This window comes from Streptomyces sp. NPDC026301, from assembly GCF_055567935.1.
This window is the reverse complement of the sequence record NZ_JBVHPN010000014.1, coordinates 151,370-175,567: the sequence shown is the minus strand read 5'-3', so window position 1 is coordinate 175,567 and position 24,198 is coordinate 151,370. Positions and strand designations below refer to the sequence as shown.

Annotated in this window: 18 protein-coding genes and 1 pseudogene; 6 read left to right on the top strand and 13 right to left on the bottom strand. The window is 72.4% G+C overall.

The window, feature by feature from the left end; genetic code table 11:
- Positions 1 to 251: 251 nt before the first annotated feature.
- A complete protein-coding gene (locus ACZ4MH_RS24785) occupies positions 252 to 2,246 on the top strand; it encodes an N-acetylmuramoyl-L-alanine amidase (protein ID WP_467754688.1) in 1,995 nt (664 codons plus the stop codon).
- Between the two features lie 60 nt (positions 2,247 to 2,306).
- On the opposite strand, the gene ACZ4MH_RS24780 is transcribed toward ACZ4MH_RS24785, so the two are convergent.
- Genes ACZ4MH_RS24780 through ACZ4MH_RS24760 form a run of 5 tightly spaced genes read right to left on the bottom strand, consistent with a single transcriptional unit; the run spans position 2,307 to position 8,222 of the window.
- Entirely contained in the window at positions 2,307 to 3,341 is a 1,035-nt protein-coding gene (locus ACZ4MH_RS24780; RefSeq protein ID WP_351600588.1) for an aldo/keto reductase, read from the bottom strand.
- A 29-nt stretch (positions 3,342 to 3,370) separates the two neighbouring features.
- Entirely contained in the window at positions 3,371 to 5,011 is a 1,641-nt protein-coding gene (locus tag ACZ4MH_RS24775; RefSeq protein WP_351600589.1) for a glycoside hydrolase family 13 protein, read from the bottom strand.
- Between the two features lie 33 nt (positions 5,012 to 5,044).
- Positions 5,045 to 5,878: a carbohydrate ABC transporter permease gene (locus ACZ4MH_RS24770; protein WP_351600591.1), complete on the bottom strand. Its 834-nt coding sequence runs from the start codon at positions 5,876 to 5,878 to the stop codon at positions 5,045 to 5,047.
- Positions 5,875 to 6,903, bottom strand: a complete 1,029-nt coding sequence (locus tag ACZ4MH_RS24765) for a carbohydrate ABC transporter permease (RefSeq protein ID WP_467754687.1) — start codon at positions 6,901 to 6,903, stop codon at positions 5,875 to 5,877. Before ACZ4MH_RS24765 ends, ACZ4MH_RS24770 begins: the two co-directional genes overlap by 4 nt.
- 14 nt (positions 6,904 to 6,917) lie before the next feature.
- Positions 6,918 to 8,222 (bottom strand): ABC transporter substrate-binding protein, encoded by a 1,305-nt coding sequence (locus tag ACZ4MH_RS24760; protein ID WP_351597521.1) that lies wholly within the window; start codon positions 8,220 to 8,222, stop codon positions 6,918 to 6,920.
- Positions 8,223 to 8,619: 397 nt separating this feature from the next.
- On the opposite strand from ACZ4MH_RS24760, the gene ACZ4MH_RS24755 reads away from it, so the two are divergent.
- The 3 genes from ACZ4MH_RS24755 (at position 8,620) to ACZ4MH_RS24745 (ending at position 11,371) form a co-directional block, all read left to right on the top strand.
- Entirely contained in the window at positions 8,620 to 9,663 is a 1,044-nt protein-coding gene (locus ACZ4MH_RS24755; RefSeq protein WP_351597523.1) for a LacI family DNA-binding transcriptional regulator, read from the top strand.
- Between the two features lie 128 nt (positions 9,664 to 9,791).
- Positions 9,792 to 10,163: a YciI family protein gene (locus ACZ4MH_RS24750; protein ID WP_351597526.1), complete on the top strand. Its 372-nt coding sequence runs from the start codon at positions 9,792 to 9,794 to the stop codon at positions 10,161 to 10,163.
- Positions 10,160 to 11,371: an RNA polymerase sigma factor gene (locus ACZ4MH_RS24745; RefSeq protein WP_351597529.1), complete on the top strand. Its 1,212-nt coding sequence runs from the start codon at positions 10,160 to 10,162 to the stop codon at positions 11,369 to 11,371. Before ACZ4MH_RS24750 ends, ACZ4MH_RS24745 begins: the two co-directional genes overlap by 4 nt.
- Positions 11,372 to 11,400: 29 nt before the next feature.
- On the opposite strand, the gene ACZ4MH_RS24740 is transcribed toward ACZ4MH_RS24745, so the two are convergent.
- The 3 genes and pseudogenes from ACZ4MH_RS24740 to ACZ4MH_RS24730 form a co-directional block, all read right to left on the bottom strand.
- A complete protein-coding gene (locus tag ACZ4MH_RS24740; RefSeq protein WP_467754686.1) occupies positions 11,401 to 13,824 on the bottom strand; it encodes a glycoside hydrolase family 95 protein in 2,424 nt (807 codons plus the stop codon).
- 148 nt (positions 13,825 to 13,972) lie between these two features.
- Positions 13,973 to 14,470 carry a glycosyltransferase family protein gene (locus ACZ4MH_RS24735; RefSeq protein ID WP_030250687.1) on the bottom strand — a complete coding sequence of 166 codons (498 nt, stop codon included), beginning with the start codon at positions 14,468 to 14,470 and terminating at the stop codon, positions 13,973 to 13,975.
- Positions 14,471 to 14,580: 110 nt separating this feature from the next.
- Positions 14,581 to 17,520 (bottom strand): annotated as a pseudogene (locus ACZ4MH_RS24730) (ATP-binding protein).
- A 280-nt stretch (positions 17,521 to 17,800) separates the two neighbouring features.
- Here ACZ4MH_RS24730 and ACZ4MH_RS24725 point away from each other — a divergent pair.
- Together ACZ4MH_RS24725 and ACZ4MH_RS24720 are read left to right on the top strand one after the other, a co-directional pair.
- A complete protein-coding gene (locus tag ACZ4MH_RS24725; RefSeq protein WP_351597532.1) occupies positions 17,801 to 19,000 on the top strand; it encodes an isoafricanol synthase in 1,200 nt (399 codons plus the stop codon).
- Positions 19,001 to 19,010: 10 nt separating this feature from the next.
- Positions 19,011 to 19,733, top strand: coding sequence for a leucine-rich repeat domain-containing protein (locus ACZ4MH_RS24720; RefSeq protein WP_351597535.1), 723 nt, complete (start codon positions 19,011 to 19,013; stop codon positions 19,731 to 19,733).
- Positions 19,734 to 19,758: 25 nt separating this feature from the next.
- Here ACZ4MH_RS24720 and ACZ4MH_RS24715 read toward each other — a convergent pair whose 3' ends face one another.
- The 5 genes from ACZ4MH_RS24715 to ACZ4MH_RS24695 all read right to left on the bottom strand — a co-directional run bounded on the left by ACZ4MH_RS24715 (position 19,759) and on the right by ACZ4MH_RS24695 (position 24,153).
- The gene (locus tag ACZ4MH_RS24715) at positions 19,759 to 20,001 is read right to left on the bottom strand and encodes a DUF397 domain-containing protein (protein WP_031064166.1); all 243 of its coding nucleotides are present in this window, start codon (positions 19,999 to 20,001) and stop codon (positions 19,759 to 19,761) included.
- A 111-nt stretch (positions 20,002 to 20,112) separates the two neighbouring features.
- Positions 20,113 to 21,303, bottom strand: a complete 1,191-nt coding sequence (locus ACZ4MH_RS24710) for a thiolase domain-containing protein (protein WP_351597538.1) — start codon at positions 21,301 to 21,303, stop codon at positions 20,113 to 20,115.
- A gap of 7 nt (positions 21,304 to 21,310) precedes the next feature.
- Positions 21,311 to 22,375 (bottom strand): thiolase domain-containing protein, encoded by a 1,065-nt coding sequence (locus tag ACZ4MH_RS24705; RefSeq protein WP_351597541.1) that lies wholly within the window; start codon positions 22,373 to 22,375, stop codon positions 21,311 to 21,313.
- Entirely contained in the window at positions 22,375 to 23,322 is a 948-nt protein-coding gene (locus tag ACZ4MH_RS24700) for a Zn-ribbon domain-containing OB-fold protein (protein WP_351597543.1), read from the bottom strand. The genes ACZ4MH_RS24705 and ACZ4MH_RS24700 overlap by 1 nt, the downstream gene beginning before the upstream one ends.
- 30 nt (positions 23,323 to 23,352) lie before the next feature.
- Positions 23,353 to 24,153, bottom strand: a complete 801-nt coding sequence (locus ACZ4MH_RS24695) for a crotonase/enoyl-CoA hydratase family protein (protein WP_351597546.1) — start codon at positions 24,151 to 24,153, stop codon at positions 23,353 to 23,355.
- Between the last annotated feature and the right edge of the window lie 45 nt (positions 24,154 to 24,198).

Sequence of the window (24,198 nt, the reverse complement as noted above, 5' to 3'; positions counted from 1 at the left end):
TGGCGGTGCGGATTCCGAGACGGTGCACGGCCCGGCGTTCCCTCCGGCATTGGTCCATTCCACTGACGCGTCCCAGGCCCGGAGCCCGGTGCGCGAAAACTTCTCCGGCCCCGCGCCGACCTGCGAAATCGGCCGGTCGCGGGGTGATTGACGGATCGTCGGTGAACCGATACCTCTTGACAGGTTCCCGCACGCCCAACGGCGCACCATCCGCCACACCGCCCGGTACGGGCCGGCCCGAGGAGGCTGCATTGCGAGGATCCGCCCCTGTCGGCGTCGCCAGACGCGACGCCCCCCGAACCCCCCGCAGGACGACGAGGAGGGCCGGTACCGCTGTCGCGGTGGCCGCCCTCCTTCTGCCACTGGTCTCGGCCGCGCCCACCGCCACCGCGGGCTCGGACACCGGTTCCCTCCAGCGTGCCTTCGCCGACGCGTCCGCCCGGTACGACGTGCCGCAGAGCGTGCTGCTGGGCGTCGCCTACCTGGAGTCCCGCTGGGACGGGCACCAGGGCGCGCCCAGCGTGTCCGGCGGGTACGGCCCGATGCACCTCACCGACGCGCGGACCGCGCTCGCCCGGGAGGCGCCGCACCACAGCGAGGGCACCGAGGACGCCCGCGGCGACGACGCGCGCCCTCGCAAGACCTCAGAGGCGAAGCTGCCGAAGACCTCGCAGTTGCCGGCGCGGCTGCGGACCCTGCCGAAGGCCGCGGCGCTCACCGGCCTGTCCGCGCGCGAGCTGCGCGAGAACGCCGCGGCGAACATCAGCGGCGGCGCCGCCCTCCTCGCCGACCAGCAGCGCCGGCTCGGCCTGAAGACGAGCGCCGACCCCGCCGACTGGTATGCGGCGGTGGCCCGTTACTCGGGCGCGAGCGAGGCGAAGAGCGCCACCGTCTTCGCCGACCAGGTGTACGACGTGCTGCGCGGCGGCGCGTCCCGGACGACCGACGCGGGCCAGCGCGTCACCCTCGCCAAGTCCCCGGGCCTGACCCCCGACCGCGCCCAGACCCGCGTACTGGGCCTGCGCAAGGCGGAGTCCGGGGAGACCGAGTGCCCGCCGGAGGTGGCGTGCGAGTCGGTGCCCGCTCCGTACCAGGAGCTCGGCGACGACGACTACGGCAACCACGACCTGGCGGACCGCCCCCAGGACCAGTCCGTCGACTACCTCGTCATCCATGACACGGAAGCGACGTGGGAGACGACCCTGAAGCTGGTGCAGGACCCGACGTACGTGTCCTGGCACTACAGCCTCCGGTCCTCCGACGGGCTGATCGCCCAGCACGTCCCGACCAAGGACGTCGGCTGGCACGCGGGCAACTGGTACATCAACTCCCGCTCCATCGGCCTGGAGCACGAGGGCTTCCTGGTCGCGCCGGACGCCTGGTACACGGAGGCGATGTACCGCACCTCCGCGCGCCTGGTGCGGTATCTGACGCGCAAGTACGACATCCCGGTGGACCGGCAGCACATCCTCGGGCACGACAACGTGCCGGGGACGACCACCGCCTCGATCAAGGGCATGCACACCGACCCGGGCCCGTACTGGGACTGGGACCACTACTTCGACCTGCTGGGCAGGCCGCTGGCGCCGACCGCGGGGCCGCACGGCGGCCTGGTCACCATCCGCCCGGAGTACGACGAGAACCAGCCTGCGTACACGGGCTGCGAGAAGGCGGGCCAGCCGTGCGCCGCGCACGGCTCGGGCGCTGTACGCCTGTACTCCGCGCCCAGCGAGGACGCCCCGCTGATCAAGGACGAGGGGCTGCACCCGGGTGGCGGTGACTCCACCGCGGGGGTGAACGACACCGGCGCTCGTGCCAGCACCGGCCAGCAGTTCGCGGTCGCGGACCGGAAGGGCGACTGGACGGCGATCTGGTACCTCGGCCAGAAGGCGTGGTTCCACAACCCCGGCGCGGAGCCGACGGCGGTGCACGCCAGGGGCTGGGTGGCCGTCCCGAAGGCGGGCCGGACGGAGATCCCGGTCTACGGGCGGGCCTACCCGGAGAAGGCCGCCTACCCGGCCGGCGTCCCGGTCCAGGCGGTCTCGCCGCTCCCGTACGCCCTCAAGGCCGGCCAGCGCTACACGGTCGGCGGCCGGACGCTCGGCGAGTACTTCTACGCGCCGACGTTCGACACGAGCAAGCACGCGGTGGTGCGCGGCAAGGACGCGTACTACGAGATCCAGGTCGGCCACCGGGTCGGCTACGTCCGCGCGACGGACGTCGACATCCGCAGGTCGGACCGCTAGACGGGACGCGGCGGCCGGCGGGTCCTTCCGGGCCCGCCGGCCGCCGTGCCGTGTCCGCCCTCAGCGCCCGCCGGCCACCTTCCGGCTGCGCTGCTCCTGGCCGGGGCCGCCGTACGGGTAGTCGGCGGCACCCGGGTCGCTCACCTTGTCCAGCCGGTCCCGTTCCTCGTCCGACAGCCGCAGGCCGGCCGCCGCGAGGTTGTCGTCCAATTGTTCAACGGTCCGCGCGCCGAGGATCACCGAGGTGACGGCCGGGCGGTCGCGTACCCAGGCGAGGGCGACCTGCGCCATGGAGACGCCGCGCTCCTCGGCCACCGCGCGCACCTCGTCGACGACGGCCCAGGTGCGCTCGACGCGGCCGCGCCGGTCGTACGCCTCGACGCCGCGCTCCGGGTTCTCGCCGAGCCGGGTGGCGCCGGCGGGCCGGGCGTCCCGGCGGTACTTGCCGGTCAGCCAGCCGCCGCCGAGCGGGCTCCACGGGAGCAGCCCGAGCCCTTCGGAGGCGCAGGCCGGGGTGATCTCCCATTCGATCTCGCGGGAGAGCAGGCTGTACTGCGGCTGGAGGGTGACCGGGCGGGCCAGCCCCCGGAAGTCGGCGATGTCGACGGTCTTCTGGAGCTGCCAGCCGGTGAAGTTGGACAGCCCGATGTAGTGGATCTTGCCCTGGCGCACCGCGTCGTCGAGGAAGCGGAGCGTCTCCTCGATGGGCGTGAGCGGGTCCCAGGCGTGCACCTGGTACAGGTCGACCGTCTCGACGCCGAGCCGGCGCAGCGAGGCGTCCAGCGCGCGGTGCAGGTGGCGGCGGGAGAGCCCGGCGCCGTTCGGATCCTCGGCCATGGGGAAGCGGCCCTTGGTGGCGAGGACGACGCGGTCGGTGACGTCGGCGGGGCGTGCGGCGAGCCAGCGCCCGATGATCTCTTCGGACGCGCCGGCGGTGTAGACGTCGGCGGTGTCCACGAGGGTGCCGCCGGCTTCGACGAACCGGTCCAGCTGGGCGTGTGCGCCCGCCTCGTCGGTCTCGTGGCCGAACGTCATGGTGCCCAGCGCCAGCGCCGAGACGCCGCAGCCGCTGGGGCCGAGGGTGCGGTACTCCATGCCGATTACTCCTTCCGTAGGCCGGGCGGTCACAGGGCGAGCCAGACGGCCTGGTCCGGCGCCAGCCGGCCGTCCGCGAGCGGGCCGCTGGCCAGCAGTACGGTCTCGTGCGCGGGCAGGGTGTACGGCTCGGCCGAGAGGTTGACCACGCAGAGGAAGCCCGGCTCGCGACGCAGGGCGAGCACGCCGTCCGGCGCGTCGAGCCAGGTCAGCGTTCCGTCGCCGAGCGCCGGGTGGTCGCGGCGCAGGCGCAGGGCGCGGCGGTAGAGCGCCAGCATGGAGTCCTCGTCGCCCTCTTGTGCGGCGACGCTCAGCTCGCCCCACTCCGGGGGCTGCGGCAGCCAGGGCGCGCCCGCCGCGCCCTCCGGGCTGAAGCCGTACGGCGCGTGCTCGCCCGCCCACGGGATCGGCACGCGGCAGCCGTCCCGGCCCCGGTCGGTGTGGCCGGAGCGCTCCCAGCACGGGTCCTGGAGCACGTTCTCCGGCAGGTCCTCGACCTCGGGCAGGCCCAGTTCCTCGCCCTGGTAGATGTACGCGCCGCCGGGGAGGGAGAGCATCAGGAGGGCGGCCGCGCGGGCCCTGCGGGTGCCGAGTTCAAAGTCGAGCGGGCCTTCGGGCCGGTAGACCTCGTTGGCGACCCACTTCTTCACCACCTTGCGGCCGAACCGGCTGGGGTGGCGGACCACATCGTGGTTGGAGAGCACCCAGGTGGCCGGCGCGCCGACCGAACCGAGGGTGGCGAGCGAGGTGTCGATGACCTCGCGCAGTTCCTTGGCGTCCCAGGGGGTCATCAGGAAGTCGAAGTTGAACGCCGTGTGCAGGCCGTCAGGGCGTACGTAGTTGGCGAGGCGGTCGGGGGCGTGCGTCCAGGCTTCGGCGACGAACTTCCGGTCGCCGGGGAATTCGTCGGCCACGCGGCGCCATGCGCGGAAGACCTCGTGCACCTCGTCGCGGTCCCAGTGGGGGTGGTCGAGTCCGCCGTGCGGGGCCAGCGCGTTCGGGTCCTCGCGGGACGGCAGGTCGGGCAGCTCGGGGTGCTTGATCAGCCCGTGTGCCACATCGATGCGGAATCCGTCGACGCCGCGGCCGAACCAGAACCGCAGGATGTCCTCGAACTCCGCGCGCACTTCCGGGTGTTCCCAGTTGAGGTCCGGCTGCTCCGGGGCGAACAGATGCAGGTACCACTGCCCGTCGGGCAGCCGGGTCCAGGCAGAGCCGCCGAAGCAGGACTTCCAGTTGTTGGGCGGCTCGGCGCCGTCAGCGCCGCGGCCGGACCGGAAGATGAAGCGCTCCCGCTCGGGGCTGCCCTGTCCGGCGGCCAGCGCTGCCTGGAACCACGCGTGCTGGTCGGAGACGTGGTTGGGCACGATGTCGGGGATGACGCGGATGCCGTTGCGGTGGGCCTCTTCAATGAGTGCCTCGGCCTCGGCCACGGTGCCGAACCGCGGGTCGATCTCCCGGAAGTCGGCCACGTCATAACCGTGGTCGGCCTGCGGCGACTTGTACCACGGGTTGATCCAAATGGCGTCCACGCCGAGCGACTTCAGGTACGGCAGCCGCGAGCGGATGCCGGCGATGTCACCGATGCCGTCGCCGTTCCCGTCGGCGAAGCTGCGGATGTAGACCTGGTAGATGACGGCGTCGCGCCACCAGGGTGCGGTGCTGGTCATGGGTTACGTACTCCTTGTACGGGGCGGTCCGGGCTACTTCGCGGCGCCGGCGGTGAGGCCGGCGACGATGCGGCGCTGGAAGAGCAGCACCACGATGACGAGCGGTACGGTCACGAGCACGCCGGCGGCCATCTGGCTGCCGAACGGCGTCTCGAACTGGGTGGCGCCGGAGAACTTGGAGATCGCGACCGGCGCGGTCTGCATCTCCGGCTTGTTGGTCATGGACAGGGCGATGAGGAATTCGTTCCAGGCCGCGATGAAGGTGATGATCGCGGTGGTGAACAGGCCGGGCGCGGCGAGCGGGACGATGACCCTGCGGAACGCCTGGCCGCGGGTGCAGCCGTCGATCATGGCCGCCTGTTCCAGCTCTTCGGGCAGCTGCCGGAAGAAGGCGGTGAGGTTCCAGACCGCGAGCGGCAGGGTGAAGGACATGCTCGGCACGATCATGGCCTGGTAGGTGTTGATCCAGCCCAGCTCGACGAAGAGCTTCAGCAGCGGCACGGCGATCGAGACCACCGGGAACATCGAGGTGGCGATGATCACGGTGAGCACCAGCCGCTTGAGCCGGAACTCCAGCCGGGCCATGGCGTACGCGGTGAAGGTCGCGAGCAGCAGCGCCAGGCAGGTGGTCACGCCCGCCACGACCAGGCTGTTGAGGAGGGCGCGGGTGAAGGCCTGGGAGGGGTCGAAGACGGCGCGGTAGTTCTCCAGCGAGAGCGGCGCCGGGAGCAGGGAGTTGTCGAAGATGTCGGAGGTACGGCGGAGGCTGGAGACCAGCATCCAGTAGAACGGCGCGAGGCAGTAGGCCACCACCGCGGCGACGCCCGCGTACAACAGCCACTTGCGGAGGCTTGCCGGGATCGTCATGCCGCAACCTCCTGACGGCGGCGCGGCAGCAGCCGGCGGCGCCGGGGAGCCGCGTCGTCCTCCCCGACGACGTCGGCGCCGAGCAGCCGCACGAAGGCCAGCGCGATGAGGAAGACGTACACGAAGAGCAGCACCGCGTAGGCGGACGCCGGGCCGAACCGTACGTTGGCGGCCTGGTCCTGGGCGAGCATCGAGAGCGTCTCCACCGAGGTCTTCTGCGCACCGATGAGGAGGTACGGCAGGTCGAACATGCGCAGCGCGTCCAGCGTGCGGAACAGCACGGCCACCAGCAGCGCGGGCTTCACCAGCGGCAGTGTGATGTGCCAGAACCGGCGGAGCATCCCGGCGCCGTCCACGCGGGCCGCCTCGTACACCTCCTTGGGGATGACCTGGAGGCCGGCGAGGACGAGCAGGCCGACGAAGGGCGCGGTCTTCCACACGTCGGCGATGATCACGGCGGCCTTGGCGTGGAAGCCCTCGGTGGTCCACAGGACTTGACGGCCGAGGAGCGCGTTGGCGATGCCGTTGCTGTTGAAGATCCAGCGCCAGAGGAGGCCGGTGACGGCTGTGGGGATGGCCCACGGGACGAGGATGCTCGCGCGGACCAGGGCACGGCCGCGGAACGCCTGGTGCATGATCAGCGCCATGGTGACCCCGATGAGGGTTTCCAGGAGGACGGTGCTGACGGTGAAGAACGTGGTGTTCCAGAAGGCGTTCCAGAAGCGGCTGCCGGCCTCGCCGAAGATCGCGGCGAAGTTCTGCAGGCCGACGAACGGCTCGCTGTCCTCGACGAATCCGGTCTTCGGGTCCAGGCCGCGGGTGCCGTAGAGCGACTGCTTCAGCGCCACGAGCGTCGGGTAGAGCACGACGACCGCGAGGACCAGCAGGGTGGGTGAGACCAGGAGGGTGGCGAGCCGGGCGGTGCCGGCGGTGGCCCGGGCCGGGCGGCGCCGGGCGGGCGGGGCGGGTGGCTTCGCGCGCACGGCGGCCGGGGCCGGCCGGGCGGGTGTCTGGGTGTCGGCCATGAGGGGCTGGCTCCTTATTCGGCCGCGGGGTGCCGCAGGGCCCGCTGGAGGTCCTTGAGCGCCTGGGCGCTGGTCTTCCCGCCGGTCAGCGCGGCGTACGCCTCGCGCTGCACGGCCGCGGTCACGTCGCCGTACTGGAAGACCCGCGGGCGCGGCACGGCATGCAGGATCGACTGCTTGAGGGTGGGGAGGTAGGGATACGTCTTGACCAGGGCGGCGTCCTGGTAGAGGGAGTCGTAGGTGGGCGCGGCGGGCGCGTACTTGAGCGAGAACCGCTGGTTCTGTTCGTTGGTGAAGAACTTCATGAAGTCCAGCGCGGTCGCCTTGTTCTTCGCCGAGGCGGTCAGGGCGAGGTTGTGGCCGCCGAGGCTGGAGGCGCCGGGGCCCTTGAGGCCGGGCAGCGGGGCGACGCCGAACTTCCCCGCGACCTTGCTGGAGCCGTCCTTCTTCGAGGCGAGCGGATACATGTACGGCCACTGCCGCTCGAAGATCAGCTTCCCGGCCTGGAACGCCTGCCGGGCGTCCTCCTCCTGGTACGTGATGGCCTCCTTCGGGGCCGTGCCGTCCCGGACGGCGTCGACGAGGAAGTCCAGCCCCGCCCTGGCCTGCGGGGTGTCCAGGTGCGGGCGGCCTTGCGCGTCGGTGACGGTGCCGCCCGCGGAATTGACGGCCTCGGCGAAGTTGACGGTGAGCCCTTCGTACTTCTGGAGCTGCCCGGCGTAGCAGGACATCCCGCGCGCCTCCGGGAGCTTCTTCACCTCGGCGCAGTCGGCCTTCATCTCGGCCCAGGTGACCGGCGGTTCCTCGATGCCGGCCTTGCGGAGCAGGTCGGTGCGGTAGTAGAGCATCCCGCCGTCGGAGCTGGCCGGGACCGCGTACAGACCGCCGCGGTAGGTCGCCGTCCGCACGATGGGCGGCAGCATCCGCCGCAGCGGGAAGCGGTCGGCGGGCAGCCGGTCGACCCAGCGGTGCGCGGCGAACTCCGAGGTCCACACGGCGTCGAGGGAGAGCACCGTGAACGCGTCGGACTTGATCTCGGCGTTCTGGATCATCTGCTGGCGCTGCGCGTCGGGGTCGGTGGGCAGCTGGACGAAGGTGACCTTCTCCTCTGGGTGGCGCTTGTTCCAGCGGTCGAGCAGCGCTTGCACGGTGCCGGTGGGGTCCTTGCCGGCGACGTACGTGATGGGGCCGCGGCCCTCGAATACGCCGGCCCGCGCGGCGGGCGCCGTACCGCCGGGCGCGCCACAGGCCGTGACGGCGGCGAGCCCGACGAGCCCCGCGCAGGCGCTCCGTACTGCCCTGGTGGTCCTGGTCTTCACTGTCTCTCCTGGCAGCTGGGCACCGCCCGGGACGCGGGGTCCCGAGCGGTGCGCCGACCGTGTGACTGCGCTGTCAGCCGCATCCCGAGCAGGCAGGACAAGAGACGCCCGTATCGCGGGCGTTGGGAGAAAAAAGGGTGCGCGAGCGGCAGGTGACGGCGGTCACTCTGTAACAACGCTTGCACGCTAGGAGCACACGTGGGGGAAGTCAACGCGTTACGTCGAGGTAATTTCCCGGTCGCATCGGGGCGCTATGCCCGGTTTTCACCAGTACTTGGCGGCTAAAGATGCACATGAAGACGCGCGGAACCGCCGAGACAGCGTTGTCACACCATCCTCATGACAGCGCTGTCTCGGAACGGTTCCGGACCGGCGCGCCGAGTGCTACCGTCCGCTCATGCCACCAGCCCAGCGGCACCACCCCACGCTGGCCGACGTCGCCCAGCGGGCCGGGGTGTCCGCCTCCACCGTCTCCCGCACCATGCGCGGCCTGTCGACCGTCTCGCCCGACGTGCGCGCCCGCGTCGAACAGGCCGCGCGCGAGCTGAACTTCGTGGTCTCCCGGCAGGCGTCCAGCCTGGTCACCGGGCGCACGGGCGTGGTCGCCGTGCTCGCGCCCACGCTCAATTCCTGGTTCATCGGCTCGGCGCTCTCCAGCCTCGGCCCCGTACTGCGCGCGGCCGGCCTGGACCTGCTCGTCTACGTCACCCCCGACATGGCAGAGCGGGCCGCCTTCTTCGAACAACTGCCGGCCCGGCGCAACGCCGACGCGCTGCTGGTGTTCTCCTTCGACCTCTCCGAGGAGGAGAGCGCGCGCCTGGACGACCTCCAGGTGCCGGTCGTCTACATCAGCCAGCACGCCGCGGGCCGGCCCAGCGTGTACGTGGACGACGTGGCCGGGGCCCGCGGCGGCACCCGGCACCTGCTCGGCCTCGGGCACCGCCGGATCGCGTTCGTGCAGACCATCGGGGCCAGCGGCTTCACCTTCAGCTCGCACGAGCGGCTGCTCGGTTACCGGCAGGCGCTGACCGAGGCGGGCGTGCCGTGGGACGACGAGCTGGTGGTGGCCACGCCGCCCGGGCACAAGCGCCGCACCGCCGAGGCGGTCGGCCGGCTGCTGAGCCTGCGCGAGCCGCCCACCGCGATCTTCGCCGAGCAGGACGAGGTCGCCGTCTCGGTGCTCTGGACGCTGCGCAGGTCCCGCATCGACGTGCCCGAACGGATCTCCGTACTGGGCTTCGACGACCACCAAATGGCCGAGTGGTCCGACCTGACCACGATCGCCCAGTCCCCGGAAGAGATCGGCCGAGCAGCAGGCGAGCTGGCCCGCGCCCTCATCAACGACCCGGAAACGGACCAGTCCCGCCACGTCGTCCTGCCGACGCGACTGATCCCGCGAGCGACCACGGCACCGCCGCCGGTTGGGGTGGAGGGCCCCTAGGGCCCGCTGGGGCCGTCCGCCGGCGAAAAACTCGTGCGAAAGTCCTGGCGGGTGTCAAGAAGACGGCGGCGGCTCCGACCAACCGGCGAAGGGCCCAGCCGGGGCTCGCGAATCACGAGGAGTACGAGATGCAGTTCCTGATCAGCCTGCACATCAACCCGGCCGTACTGGACGCATTGACGGACGAGGAGAAGGCGGCGATCGGCGACGGCCACGGCAGGTTCATCCAGGCGCTGAAGGAGTCCGGCGAGCTGATCACCACGCAGGCACTGGTCGACCCGTCACAGGCCGCTGTGGTGTCCGTGCGCAACGGCCAGCCCGTGGTGACCGACGGACCTTTCCTGGAGGCCAAGGAGTACCTGGGCGGCTTCTACCTGATCGACTGCGAGAACAAGGAGCGGGCGATCGAGCTGGCGGCGCGGATCCCGGACACCGCGATCGAGGGGCTGGGAGTCGAGGTGCGGCAGGTGATGTTCGCCGACGGACAATTGGAGGCATGACAGCACCGGACTTCGAGGACCTGCTGCGTGAACTCACGCCGCAGGTCCTCGGCACGTTGGTACGCCGGCACCAGCAGTTCGAAGGGTGCGAGGACGCCGTACAGGAGGCCGTCCTCGCCGCCACCGTGCAGTGGCCGGCCGAGGGAGTGCCGGGCAATCCGCGCGGCTGGCTGGTGACGGTCGCGTCCCGGCGCCTCATCGACCAGATGCGGAGCGACCACGCGCGCCGCGAGCGGGAGTCGGCGGCGGCCACCGAGGTGGTGCCCGAGGACGTACCGGACACCGACGACACACTCGTCCTGCTGTTCCTGTGCTGCCATCCGACGCTGACGGCGGCCTCCCAGACCGCCCTGACGCTGCGGGCGGTCGGCGGCCTGAGCACTGCCGAGATCGCCCGCGCGTTCCTCGTGCCGGAAGCCACGATGGCGGCCAGGATCAGCCGGGCCAAACAGCGCGTCAAGGCCGCCGGCAGCTCGTTCAGCCTGCCGGACGGCGCGGAGCGCGAGGAGCGGCTACGGGTCGTCCTGCACGTGCTCTACCTGATCTTCAACGAGGGTTACACCGCGTCCTCGGGCAGTGAGCTGCACCGCGCCGACCTCGCGCACGAGGCGATCCGGCTGGTCAGGATGGTGCACGCACAGCTGCCCGAGGACGGCGAGGTGACCGGGCTGCTCGCGCTGATGCTGCTGACCCACGCCCGCCGTGCGGCACGTACGACGGCGGCCGGCGACCTGGTGCCGCTGGACGAGCAGGACCGTACGAAGTGGGACCGCGAGCTGATCGACGACGGCATAGAGCTGGTCAAGGCGTCGCTGGCCGGCCCGGCGCTGGGGCCTTACCAGCTGCAGGCCGCCATCGCCGCCACGCACGCCGACGCGGCCACGGCCGAGGAGACCAACTGGCCGCAGGTGCACGCCCTCTACCTGATCCTGGAACGGATCGCACCCAACCCGATGGTCACCCTCAACCGGGCGATCGCGCTCTCCGAGACCGAGGGCCCACGGGCCGGGCTGGCCCTGCTGGCCACCTTGGACGGGGACGCGCGGATGGCCGGGCATCACCGGCTGCTGTCCGTACGGGCGCATCTGCTGGAGAAGACCGGCGACACGGCCGGGGCGTACGAGCACTACCGGCGCGCCGCGAAGTCCACCGCCAGCATCGCCGAGCAACGCTACTTGGAGTACCGGGCCGGCAGGGTGAAAGCATAGGTTCCGTTGCCAGCACCGCGAGGTGCGCGCTACGCCGGAGTGATCTCGTACGAGTGACCGCCACGGGCCGCGAGGAGGGCCGTGCCCTCCTCCGTGCGGGGTGCGTGGTCCTTGTTCGTCGTCAGGTCGCGTACGGCGTACGGGCGGGTGAACAGCGCGCCGCGTAGCCGGAGTTCGCCGTCGCGGCCCGCGTGTAGTACCAGCCGTCGTGCGGCGCCGTTCGACCATGTGAGGTCCACGGCCGTGTCGCCGCGCGTCCGGAGGCCGGTGACCGAGCCGTCGGGCCAGCGGGCCGGGAGGGCGGGGAGTATTTCGATCGCGTCGAGGTGGCTCTGCAGCAGCAGCTCGGTGATCCCGGCGGTGGCGCCGAAGTTGCCGTCGATCTGGAACGGCGGGTGGGTGTCCCAGAGGTTGGGCAGTGTGGAGGAGGTCAGCAGCTGGGTGAGCATGGTGTGGGCGTGGTCGCCGTCGCGCAGCCGCGCCCAGAAATTGATCTTCCATGCCTTGGACCAGCCGGTGCCGCCGTCGCCCCGCGCCCGCAGCGAGACCTTCGCCGCCTCCGCCCACTTACTGCCGGGTTCGATCCCCCGCCCCGGGTGCAGCGCGAAGAGGTGCGAGACGTGCCGGTGGGTGTCCTCCGGGTCGTCCAGGTCGGCCTTCCACTCCTGCAGCTGGCCCCAGGAGCCGATGCGCAGCCCCGGGTCCAGCCTGTCCAGCGCCCGCTGCAGCTCCGTACGGAACGCCGCGTCGTCACCCGTAAGACGGGCCGCCTCCAGTGTGTTGACGAACAGGTCGCGGACGATCTGCTGGGAGATGGCGGCGCCCGCGGTGAACGCGCCGTGCTCGGGCGAGTAACTGGGCGAGACGACCAGGGTGCCGTCGCGCGGGTCGGTGTGCAGGGTGTCCAGCCAGAAGAGCGCGGCCTCCTTCAGCGCCGGGTAGGCGGTGCGGCGCAGGTAGCCGGGGTCGCGGGTGAAGCGGTAGTGGTCGTAGAGCTGGTGCGCGAGCCAGGCGGCGGCCTCGGGGAACCAGAAGGCGGTGGCCCAGTCGTGCACGCCGGTGAACCCGTACGGATTGGTCTCGTTGTGCACCACCCAGCCGCGGGCCCCGAACATCTCCTTCGCGGAGACCGCGCCGGGCGGCCGCAGCGCCGTGACGAAGCGCTCCAGGGGCTCGGCGGCCTCGGCGAGGCCCGCCGCGTGCACGGGCCAGTAGTTCATCTGGAGGTTGATGTTGGTGTGGTAGTCCGCCGACCAGGGCGGGGTGGTGGAGTCGTTCCATACGCCCTGGAGGTTGGCGGGCAGCGAGCCGCGGCGCGAGGAGGCGATGAGGAGGTAGCGGCCGTACGCGAAGTACAGGGCTTCCAGGGCGCGGTCGGCTGGGCTCGTGCCGCCGGTGTAGGCGGCGAGCAGGCGGTCGGTCGGGACGCCGGCCGGCATCCGCTGGCCGATGTCGAGCGCGACACGGTCGAACAGCCGCCGGTGGTCGCGGAGATGGGCCGCGAGCAGCCGGTCATAGCCCGTGGCAACCGCGGCGTCGACGGCCCGGGTGATCCGGTCGTGCGGGTCGGCGCCGCGGTAGTGCGGGTGCCGGTCGGCGTAGTCGGTGCCGGCCGCGAGCACGAACCACAGGGTGTCGGCGCCGGACACCGTGACCGTGCCGTCGGCGTTGTCCCGTACCGTGCCGCCCTCGGCCAGCACGCGCAGCTGCGCTTCGAATACCAGGCCGTTGTCCTGGAGGGCGCCCCGTACGGTGATCCGGCCGTCCCGCGCGGTGACCGTGCGGTCGTCGCGGGGCGAGGTGGTGCGCACGGTGCAGCCGATGGCGCCGGGGCGGTCGGCGGTGACGCGGCCGACGAGGACGCCGGCGGGATGCGAGGCGAAGTACGCGCGGCGGTGGGTGGTGGTGCCGCTCCGGTAGCGCACACCGGCCACGGCGGAGCGCAGGTCCAGGTCGCGGCGGTACTCCGCCGGGGCGGCGGGCGCGTCCGGGATGTCGAGGTGGAGGTCGCCGAACGTCTGGTACGCGCCGTAGCCGGTCTTCGGCAGGCCCAGCAGCTCCGCGACCCGCTCGGGGTCGGCGCTGCCCTCGTCGTCGATCAGCCGCCGCACCCGGTCGAGGGCGTCGGGGCGCGGGCTGTGCCAGTTGCCGGCGTCGTAGCCCGGGGAGCCGGGGCCGCCGGTCCACAGCGTCTTCTCGTTGAACTGGAGCCGCTCGCTCGCGACGGTGCCGAAGACCATGGCGCCGAGCGCGCCGTTGCCGAGGGGCAGCGCCTCGCGCTCCCAGTCATCGGCGGGACGGTCGTACCAGAGCAGGTATTCATCGGAGGGCTCGGGCGCCGCTTCTGCGGATCGCCCGCGTGCCTCGGCGCCCGGTCCCACCCCCAGGGCGAGCGCGCCGCCCACCCCAACGGCGCCCAGTACTGCGGTTCTTCGGCCCACTTCGGTACGCATCGGCGGCTCCCGGCGATCCCGTGAACGACTCACCCCGGCAGGGCGCCGCCGATGCTATAGGTCCGATGTCTAGGGCGACAAGAGGTCGTACGGAACCGCGGCCGCCAGGCTGCCCTACCGCACGCGGCCCTGCGCAGTCCTGCGTCGCTCAGCCCTGCTGGAACATCTCCGCCGGCAGCGGCTTCAGCAGCGCGTACAGGTCGTCGGTGATCGGGCGGTCCCAGCTCGCGATCGTGACCAGCACGCCGTCGCTCCGGTCGAACTGCACGCAGGAGACGCGGCCCTCGGAGCACTTGATCCGCTTGACGATCAGCAGGTTGTCGTCGTGCATGACCGGGAGGTCCTCGGTCTCCACGACCGTGACCTCCTCGTCGTGCTCCAGCGCGTCCAGCAGCTGCGCCACCTCGAAGGGCACCTCGCCCTCGCCGAGCTCGCGCGCCGGGGAGCCCTCCGGGAGGTTACCGATGATCATCGCGGGGCCGCGGCCGCCGAAGAGGTCGTACCGCAGGAAGACGCCCTGGCAGCTGCCGTCGGGGGCGGGCAGCAGTCCGGCGCCGAGATTGCCCGGCCAGTCACCGGGGTCCATGGCGAGCACATCGAAATCGGGCCCTGCGGGCGCGGCGCTACGGCGGCGGAGGAACGACATACAGCCATCGTACGTGCCCCGCGCGGCCACCCTCCTGCGGTACCGCGCCGCCGACCGGCCGGAAGCCGTAGGGCCGGAAGCCGTGCGGCCGGAAGCCGCAGGGCCGCCCGTCACACCTCCGGCGCGGCGGGCGGCCGCATGACGGCGGCCACGCCGTCGCTCCCCAGCAGCCGGGCCAGGCCGTTACGGTCCGTGCCCATCTTGCGGTAGACACCGGACAGCAGCCGGCTGACGTCCGGGAGCTGCGTGCCCAGCTCCACGGCGATGCGGTCCTTGGGCCAGCCCTGCACGACCCACTCGGCCACCGCCCGCTCCTGGGCGGTGAGCGTGTCCGTACCGGAGCTGCGCAGCTGGAGGGGGCGCAGCCCGGCGGCGGACAGCTCGTCGCGGGCGCGCGCCACCAGCGACTCGGCGCCGCAGTGCAGGGCGCCGTCCAGACCGCGGTAGAGCCGGTCGGCGGCGTCCTGCGGCAGGCCGGCGCGGCGCAGCGCGGCGCCGTGCTCGACGAGCGCCTGGGCCAGCTCGTAGGCGGAGGGCGAGCGCTCGAAGTGGCGGACCGCCTCGGCCAGCAGCTTCATGCCCTCCGCGCCGCCGACCACGCCGGCCTTGCAGAACAGCGCCTGTCCGATGGCGGACTCCGTACCGAAGTCCTGGGCGCGCTGCAGCGCTTCGTCGGCGAGGGCGAGCGCCCTGGGCCGGTCGGTGAGGGTGATCGCGCGGGCGAGGTGGAGCCGCCAGGGGCACCAGGCGGGGTTGCGCATGGCGCGCGGCTCCAGGCGCCTGCCGACGGCCGTGAGCTGGTGCTCCGCGTCGCGGTGCAGGCCGCGGGCGAGCAGCAGCTCGCTGTAGACGGTCTGCGAGTCGGGGTAGACGACGGCGTTCGGGACGACCTCGCCGTAGCTGTACGTGTCGGCCAGCTCCTGGGCCTCGTCCACGCGGCCGCGCGCGAGCAGGATCTCGATGAGGATGCCGATGGCGAACCACTGGGCGGGCACCCGCTGGCCCACCCGGTGCGCGATGCGCAGGCCGCCGTGCACCAGGTCCTCGGCCTCGGCGAGCCGGCCGCGGCGGTAGCGGATGTAGCCGAGGAGGGTGTACCCGAAGGAGAGGTGGGCGCCGCGCCAGCCCTTGCGCTCGCACTCGGCGATGCCCTGGTGGAACAGCTCCTCGGCGCGGCCGGGCTGGTCGCAGTACATGAAGGTGAGCGCGACGATGACGGGCACCTCGAAGCCCCAGTCCTCGTCGGTCCACGGCAGCCCGTCGCCGAGGGCCTCCTCGGCGTAGTGCAGCGCCGTCTGCGCGCTCTCGCCGCGCACCATGGCGTCCCAGGCGCGCAGCCCGAGGATGTACCGCTCTGCCATGCCGCGCCCGGTGACGTGGTCGGCGAGCTTGGCCAGCAGCCGGGAGCGGGCCGGCGAGTCCTGCTCGTCGGCGCGGAACGCGTTGTACATGAACTGCTCGGCCTGCATGCGCAGCCGGGTGCGCGCGTTCGTCGCGCGCTGGACCTCGCCGGCGACGACCTGGGCGGCCTCCCCCAGGCGGTCGCTGTGGGCGAGGGCCTGCGCCAGCTTGTACGTGATCGTCTCCCGCAGCTCGGGCTCCAGCTCGTGCTCCTCCAGGGCCGCACGGAGGTGGTTCACGGTGGTGGCCGGCTCGCTGAGCAGGGAGGAGCAGCCCAGCTCGAACAGGACGCGGGCGCGGTCCTGGAGCGAGGGCGGTTCGCGCAGCGCACGGGCCAGGCAGCGGCGGGCGGCGTCCGGCGCCCCGGCCCTGAAGTACTCGGCGGCGGCCTCCCGCAGGCGCTGCACGACCCAGTCGTCGTGCTCGGGGTGCATTTCCAGCAGGTGGCGGGCGGCGGCGGTGGCGCCCAGGCCGGCGTCCACGACCGCGGCGGCCGCCTGGCCGTGCAGGGCGACCCGCAGGGCGCCGGGGATGGCCTGGTAGACGGCGCTGGCGACGAGCGGGTGGAAGAAGCGGAGGTTGCCGTTGTCGGACTTGCGGGCCGGGGCGAGGATGCGCGCTTCGCGCAGCTGGTCGAGGACGTCGGCGGCCTGCACGGCGCCGAGGCCCGCGACGTTGGCGGCGAGCGTCGGCGAGACCTCCGTACCGAGCACGGCGGCGGCCCAGGCGAAGCGGACGGCCGCGGTCCCGAGCCGCTCCAGGCGCTCGACGAGGCCGCTGTCCTTGATGGCGGTGATCAGCTCGCGCAGCTGGGAGACGTTGGCCTGCTGCGGCTTGATGCCGCGCTCGCGGATCTTGGCGCTCAGCTCGACGACCTCGTACGGATTGCCGCCCGTGACGGCCCAGCACTCGCGGCAGAACGCCTCGTCGGCGCCCTCCCCGACCATGTGGTTCACCACGCGCCGGACGGCGGTGGGGGTGAGCGGAGTCAGCTCGAAGGGGCGGGAGCCGCTGCGCTCGGCGATCCGGCGCAGCGGGCCGGCGCCGGCCGGCAGCTCGTCGGGGCGGTACCCGACGACGATCAGTATGGGCAGCTCTTCCGCGCGGGCGGCGAACGCGGTGAGCCAGGCGAGGGATTCGGGGTCGGCCCAGTGCGCGTCGTCGAGGATGAGGACGACGGGCGAGAAGTGCACGGCGAAGCGGGTGACGACCCAGTCCAGGCCGTCCCGGACGCCCTGCGGGTCGGGCGAGGCGTCACCGTCGGCGGCGACCAGCCCGACGGCGGGCGCGACGATGTCGTACTAACTGCCGAGGATGCGGCGGTGCTCTTCGGGGGACTCGGCGGCGAACACCGGCTGCACCAGCTGGCGTACGACGTGGAAGGCCACCTCCTGCTCCTGCTCGCCGCCGCGGGCGAGGAGCACCGTGCAGCCGCGCGCGACGGCGCGCCGGCGGGCCTCGGTGATCAGCGCGGTCTTGCCCATGCCCGGCGGCCCGGCGAAGGCGAGCAGGCCGCCCGTACGCACGCCCTCGGCGCCGTCACCCGAGCCGCACAGGTCGGTCAACATACCGTCCAGCGCGCTCAGTTCCGTCTCGCGCTCGAGCATCGGCCTGCGCACCCGGCCCGATCGCCCGATCATCTCCGCCATGACCTTCCCCTCCTGCATACAGCGATGAGCCTAGCGCTGACGGGGGCTCCGGGAACCGTCCTCAGCGACTTTCGACCATGGACCGCTGGAGCGCACCGCACGATTCCGCGCCGTCCGCGGCGGCGCACGGCGTGCGGTCCTCCGCCTGCGCGGGTGGCGCGAGCGGGCGTCGTGCACGAACTCATTGACCGATAAACCTGCTCCCTTCTTGACTCGTAGTTGCAGGAGCCCCAGGCTCCCCTGGCTGCGTCACGGGGCGCAGCGGCAAAGGAGGCGGACCATGAACGACCCGATCATCGCGGAGGCGGCCCCGCTGCCGCCCGTCCCCCGGCGTACGGCGCCCCTCAGCATCCCGTTCCAGGCCCGGCTCAACCCCGGGGTGGAGGCGGCCCGCCGGCACACGCTCGGCTGGCTGCACGGGTACGGCATGCTCTGCGGGGAGGCGGCGACCGCCGAGTACGACGCGCTGCGGCTGGACCGGCTCATGGCGTACTTCTACCCCGACGCCGACGCCGCCGAGCTGGCCCTGGCCACGGACTTCAACGCCTGGTTCTTCCTCTTCGACGACCAGTTCGACGGCCCGCTGGGGCAATGCCCGGAGGCGGTGGCGCACTTCGTGGACCGGGTGGTGCGCACGATGGACGACGCGCCGGACCTGCTGCCCGAAGAGCCCGACAGTCCCCTGGTGGCCGGTTACCGCGACATCTGGCAGCGGATCACCGACGGCGCGCCGCGCGCCTGGCAGCTGCGCTTCAAGGGCCACTGGGAGCGGTACCTCTCCGCGTACCACTGGGAGGCGCAGAATCGTACCCGTAAGGGGGTACTGCCGCTGGAGCAGTACCTCAAGGGGCGGCGGGACTCCATAGGGGTGCAGCCGTGCCTGGACTTCGCGGAGCGCTGCGGCGGTTACGTCCTGCCACGCGAGCTGCACGGCCGACCACCCCTGGCGGAGCTGCGCCGGCTCACCGCCGAAGCGGTCATCTTCGTCAACGACATCGTGTCCGTGGACAAGGAGCTGGCGGCCGGCGACGTCAACAACAGCGTGATCATCCTGCACCGTTCGACCGGCTGCACGCTGGACCAGGCGGTGCGCCGGATCGCCCGTACGGCGAGCGCGCGCGTGGACCAGTTCCAGGAGCTCACCTCGGTCCTGCCCGCGACGCTCAAGGAGCTGGGCATGCCCTCCGCCGTGCACGACCACGTGGCGCACTACGTCGCGAGCATGCGGCATCTGATCAGCGGTAACCTCGTGTGGTCGCGGGAGACCCCGCGCTACGACGACAGCGGCACCGCCGCGGTACGCAGCCGCCCGTGGGCCGACCTCTTCACGGCCGCCGACCCAGGAGTACCGGCCGCCGACCCAGGAGTACCGGCCGCCGACCCAGGAGTACCGGCCGCGGGCCCGGGAACACCGGCCGCGGGCCCGGGAGCACCGGCCGCGGGCCCGGGAGTGCCGGTGCCCCGACAGCACGAACGTTAAGGCACCCTCTGTGTCCGACGAGTACAACTACTGGAAGGCCGGGCTGGGTTCCGTACCGGAGGAGGTGTGGGAGGCGTCGCCGGGGCCGCGGGTGCTGATCCTCGCCGACAACGCCCTCACCGACCTCCCCGACCGGATCGGCGAGCTCACCACGCTGCACACCCTCGACCTCGGTCACAACGCGCTCACCCGGCTGCCCGCCGCGCTCGGCGGGCTCACCGGCCTGTCCCGCTGTCTGTACGTCCACGACAACCGGCTCACCGAACTGCCCGCGGCCCTCGGCGAGCTGACCCGTCTCGGTTACCTCAACGTCGGCGACAACCCGCTGCGCCGCCTCCCGGACGCGCTGGGCGGGCTGGCGGGCCTGCACGAGCTGCGGGCCCAGCGCTGCGCGCTGACCGCCCTGCCGCCCGCGCTCGGCCGGCTCGCCCGGCTGCGGGAGTTGTGGCTGCGCGGCAATCACCTCACCGCGCTGCCCGGCACCTTCGCCGGCCTCCGGGAGCTGCGCGAACTGGAACTGCGCGAGAACGCGCTGGGCGACGTCCCCGCAGCACTGCGCGGGCTGCCGCTGCTGCGCCGGCTGGACCTGCGCGGCAACCGGATCCGCACGCTCCCCCACTGGCTGCCGGAATGGCCGGCACTGGAGAAGCTGGACCTGCGCTGGAACGCCGTCGACGACGGCGCGCCGGCGCTGCGCGTGCTGCGGGCACGCGGGTGTGTGGTCCTCGCCTGACCGCCGACAGGCCGGATGACCGTGGTCAGGTCAGATCGAACTCGCCGTCGCGGGCGCGGCGGACGAAGCCGCGCCACTCGCCGGGTCCGAAGACGACGGCCGGGCCATTGGGGCTGCGCCGGTCCCGCATGGCAATGAAGCCGTCGACGAAGGCGATCTGGACGTCGCCCATGCCCTGCCCGCTGGGCTGCCACTGGGCGTGCGTGAGATCCAGTTCGGGCTGCTTCTCGCCGGTGATCCGCTGCTCGGCGGTGGTGCTTTCGGCCACGTTTCCCGCTCCTCACCCGGTCGGCTCCGTCGGTCCGTGCCAGCCTAGCCACCGCGCCCGGCCACCGACAGGCCGCGACGGCGCGCCCGTCTCGCGCCCGTACCGGACCGGTCACGTCACGGGCGGCTCCGCGCCGACCAGCCACATCGAGAAGAACTGCGAGCCGCCCCCGTACGCGTGCCCCAACGCCCGCCGCGCTCCCGGTACTTGATGCTCGCCCGCCTGCCCGCGTACCTGGAGTGCCGCCTCAGCGAAGCGGAGCATGCCCGAGGCGCCGATCGGGTTGGTGGACAGGACACCGCCCGAAGGATTCACCGGGAGGTCACCGTCCAGTTCCGTCACGCCGGACTCGGTGAGCTTCCAGCCCCCGCCCTCCTCCGCGAAGCCCAGGTTCTCCAGCCACATCGGCTCGTACCAGCTGAACGGCACGTACATCTCGACCACGTCGATCTCCCGGCGCGGGTCGGTGATGCCGGCCTGCCGGTAGACGTCGGCGGCGCAGTCCCGGCCCGCGCGCGGCGAGACGGCGTCCTTGCCCGCGAAGAGCGTCGGCTCGCTGCGCATCGCGCCACCGTGCACCCACGCGGGCGGATGCGGCGCGCGCTCGGCACCGGCGCGCCCGGTGAGGACCATCGCACAGGCGCCGTCCGAGGAGGGGCAGGTCTCGGAGTACCGGACGGGGTCCCACAGCATCGGGGACGCCTGCACCTTCTCCAGAGTGAGGTCGTGCTCGTGCAGATGCGCGTACGGATTCTTGAGCGCGTTGCGGCGGTCCTTGTACGCGACGAGGGAACCGACCGTTTCGGGCGCGCCGGTGCGCCGGATGTACGCGCGGACGTGCGGGGCGAAGAAGCCGCCCGCGCCGGCCAGCAGCGGCTGCTGGAAGGGGACGGGCAGGGAGAGGCCCCACATCGCGTTGGACTCGGACTGCTTCTCGAAGGCGAGGGTGAGGACGGTGCCGTGCACGCGTGCGGCGACGAGGTTGGCTGCTACAAGGGCGGTGGACCCGCCTACGGAGCCGGCGGTGTGCACCCGGAGCATGGGTTTGCCGACGGCGCCGAGCGCGTCGGCGAGGTACAGCTCCGGCATCATCACGCCCTCGAAGAAGTCCGGCGCCTTGCCGATCACCACGGCGTCGATGTCGGCCCAGGTCAGCCGGGCGTCCTCCAGGGCGCGCAGGGCGGCCTCGCGGACGAGTCCGGCGATCGACACGTCCTTGCGCGCTGCGGCGTGCCGGGTCTGGCCGATGCCGACGACGGCCACGGGCTCCTTGCCCGTGCCAGCGCTCTTGACGGCGCTCATGACGGCCTCACTCCCCTTCCAGGACGGCGACCAGGTTCTGTTGCAGGCACGGGCCGGAGGTGGCGTGCGCGAGGGCGCGCCGGGACTCGCCGCGCTGGATGCGGGCCGCTGCCTCGCCGATCCGAATAAGGCCCGCGGCCATCATGGGGTTGGCGGCGAGCGCGCCGCCCGAGGGGTTGACCGTCACGTCGTCGCCGAGCCGCAGGGCGCGGCGGAGCACGATCTCCTGGGAGGTGAAGGGCGCGTGCAGTTCCGCGGTGTCCACGGGGCGTTCGAACGCCCCGGCGCGCTCGGCGGCGAGCCGGGTGGACGGGGAGTCGGTGAGGTCGCGGACGCCGAGGGCGTGCGCTTCGATGCGGTGGTCGATGCCGCGTATCCAGGCGGGCCGGTCGCACAGCCCTCGGGCGGTGTCCCCGGCGGCGAGGAGCACGGCGGCGGCGCCGTCCCCGATGGGTGGGCAGTCGCCGCGCCTCAGGGGCGCCACGACGTGCTCGCCCATGGGGTGCTCACCGCGCAGCTGGGCGTGGGGGTTGGCGGCGGCGTCGGTACGGCTGCGGGCCGCGACCCCTGCCAGTACGCGTTCGTCCGCAGCGCCCGCGTCGAACAGGGCCTGCGCCTGGAGCGCGGCGAGCGCCACTGAGTCGGGCCACAGCGGCGCCATGTAGTACGGGTCGAGCTGGCGGGTGAGGACCTCGCGGAGGTCGCCGGGCGAGGACTTGCCGTAGGAGTAGACGAGCGCGGTGTCGGCCTCCCCGGTGAGGAGCTTCACCCACGCCTCGTACAGCGCCCAGGCGCCGTCCATCTCCACGTGCGACTCGGCGACCGGCGGCCAGGCCCCCACGCCGTCCAGCGCCATCGTGAAGGAGAAGGCGCGCCCGGCGAGGTAGTCGCTGGAGCCGGAGCAGACGAAGTCGATCTCACCGGCCTTCAGGGCGGCCTGGCCGAGCACGTCGTTGAGCACCGGCATCAGCATCTCCACCTCGGAGACCTCGGCGCTGTCGGGCACGTGGTCGGACTGTCCGAAGGCGACGATCGCCACGTCCGGACGGGGATGCGCGTCGAGCTGTCGCATCAGACCAGCTCCTTGTACGTGTCGTAGTCGGCGTCCGGCTCTCCGGTGGGGCGGTAGTGGTCGGGCCAGCGCTGCCCTTCCTTCCACACCGGCTCGACCCGCATCCCCATCCGGACCCGGTCGTACGGGATGCCGGCGACGCGGCCGTGGAGGGCGAGCCCTGCGCCGTCCAGGGCGATGTGCGCGTAGACGTAGGGCACTTCGATATCGAGCCCCTTGGCCTTGATGTTGACGACGCAGTAGGTGGTGACGGTGCCCTTCGGGCCCACCTCGACGCGTTCGCCGGTGGGGACGCCGCACGTAGGGCAGGCGCCGCGCGGCGGCACGTACACCTTGCGGCACTCGGGGCAGCGCTCGCCCACGATGCGCCGCTCGGCGAGCGCCTGTAGGTGGGCGGTCTGGGCGCGGCCGGGGCTGTACGTGTAGTCGAGGCGGGCGGGGAGGGTGACGACGGAGACGGCGTCGGCGAAGTCGCCGCTGTGGTCCCGGGGCGCGTCCCCGGGGGCGCCGTCGTACGGCTCGAAGCAGGCGATGTCGGTGATGGCCCCGGTGCGTTCCGCCGCCCACCGGATGCGCACCCGCATCCCGGTGGCGACGGCCTCCGCCGAGGGCGCGTCCAGGACGTGCAGCAGGGAGCTGCCGGTGCCGTCCAGCCGGACGAGCACCCACGCGAAGGGCCGGTCGAGGGGGTGTTTGCCGGTGGAGTGCAGATTCCACGCCCAGGTGGTGACGGTGCCGGTCTGTGCCACCTGGACCAGCTCGCGCAGTTCTTCAGCGGTGGCCGGGTCGTACTCGACGGGCGGCACGAGCACCGTGCCGTCGGTGGCGCGCACCCCGAGGACGGTGCGTTCGCGCAGCCCGGTGAGGAAGGCGCTCTGCACGGGGCCGAGGGAGCGGGTGAAGGGGAATTCGACGACGAGCGGGGCGGAGAGGGTCTCGGTGGTCACGGGCTGCTCCTCAGGTGCGCCGGTGGACGATCAGGCGCGCCGGTAGACGGGCGGGCGCTTCTCGGCGAAGGCTTTCGCGCCTTCCTTGGCGTCGTCGGTGCCGAAGACGGGCCAGCCGTGGGCCAGTTCGTGTGCCAGCCCGTCGGTCTCGGTCAGCTCCGCGGTCTCGTACACCGATGCCTTGACCGCCTCGACGGCGAGCGGCCCGCAGGCGTTGATCTGCTCGGCGATCTCCAGGGCCTTGGCGCGGGCGTCACCGTCGGGCACGACGTGGCCGATCAGCCCGATGCACTCGGCTTCGTGCGCGCTGTACGGGCGTCCGGTCAGCAGCATCTCCAGGGCGTGGGTGCGCGGGATCTGGCGGTGCAGCCGTACGGTCGAGCCGCCCAGGGGGAAGAGTCCGCGCCGCACTTCGAAGAGGCCGAAGGTGGCGCTCTCGCCCGCGACCCGGATGTCGGTGCCCTGCAGGATCTCCGTGCCGCCCGCGACGCAGGGGCCTTCGACGGCGGCGATGACGGGTTTGCGCGGCCGGTGGTGCCGCAGCAGCGCCTTCCAGTGCAGGTCGGGGTCGGCTTTCATACGGGCGCGGTGCGCGTCGTCGGCCATGCCGTCGCCGGCCAGCGCCTTGAGGTCCATGCCGGCGCAGAAGACGCCGCCCGCGCCGGTGAGGACGACGGACCTGATGTCGTCGTCGGCGTCGGCGGCCAGCCAGCCGTCGTAGAGGCCCACGAGCATGGCGGGCGAGAACGCGTTCTTCGCCTCGGGCCGGTTGAGCGTGAGTACCAGCGATGCCCCTACGCGCTCGGTGAGCACGTGTTCGGTGTCGCCCATGGGCGTCCTCCCGTCTCCGGAACGAGAACAGGTTGCAGGAGCGGC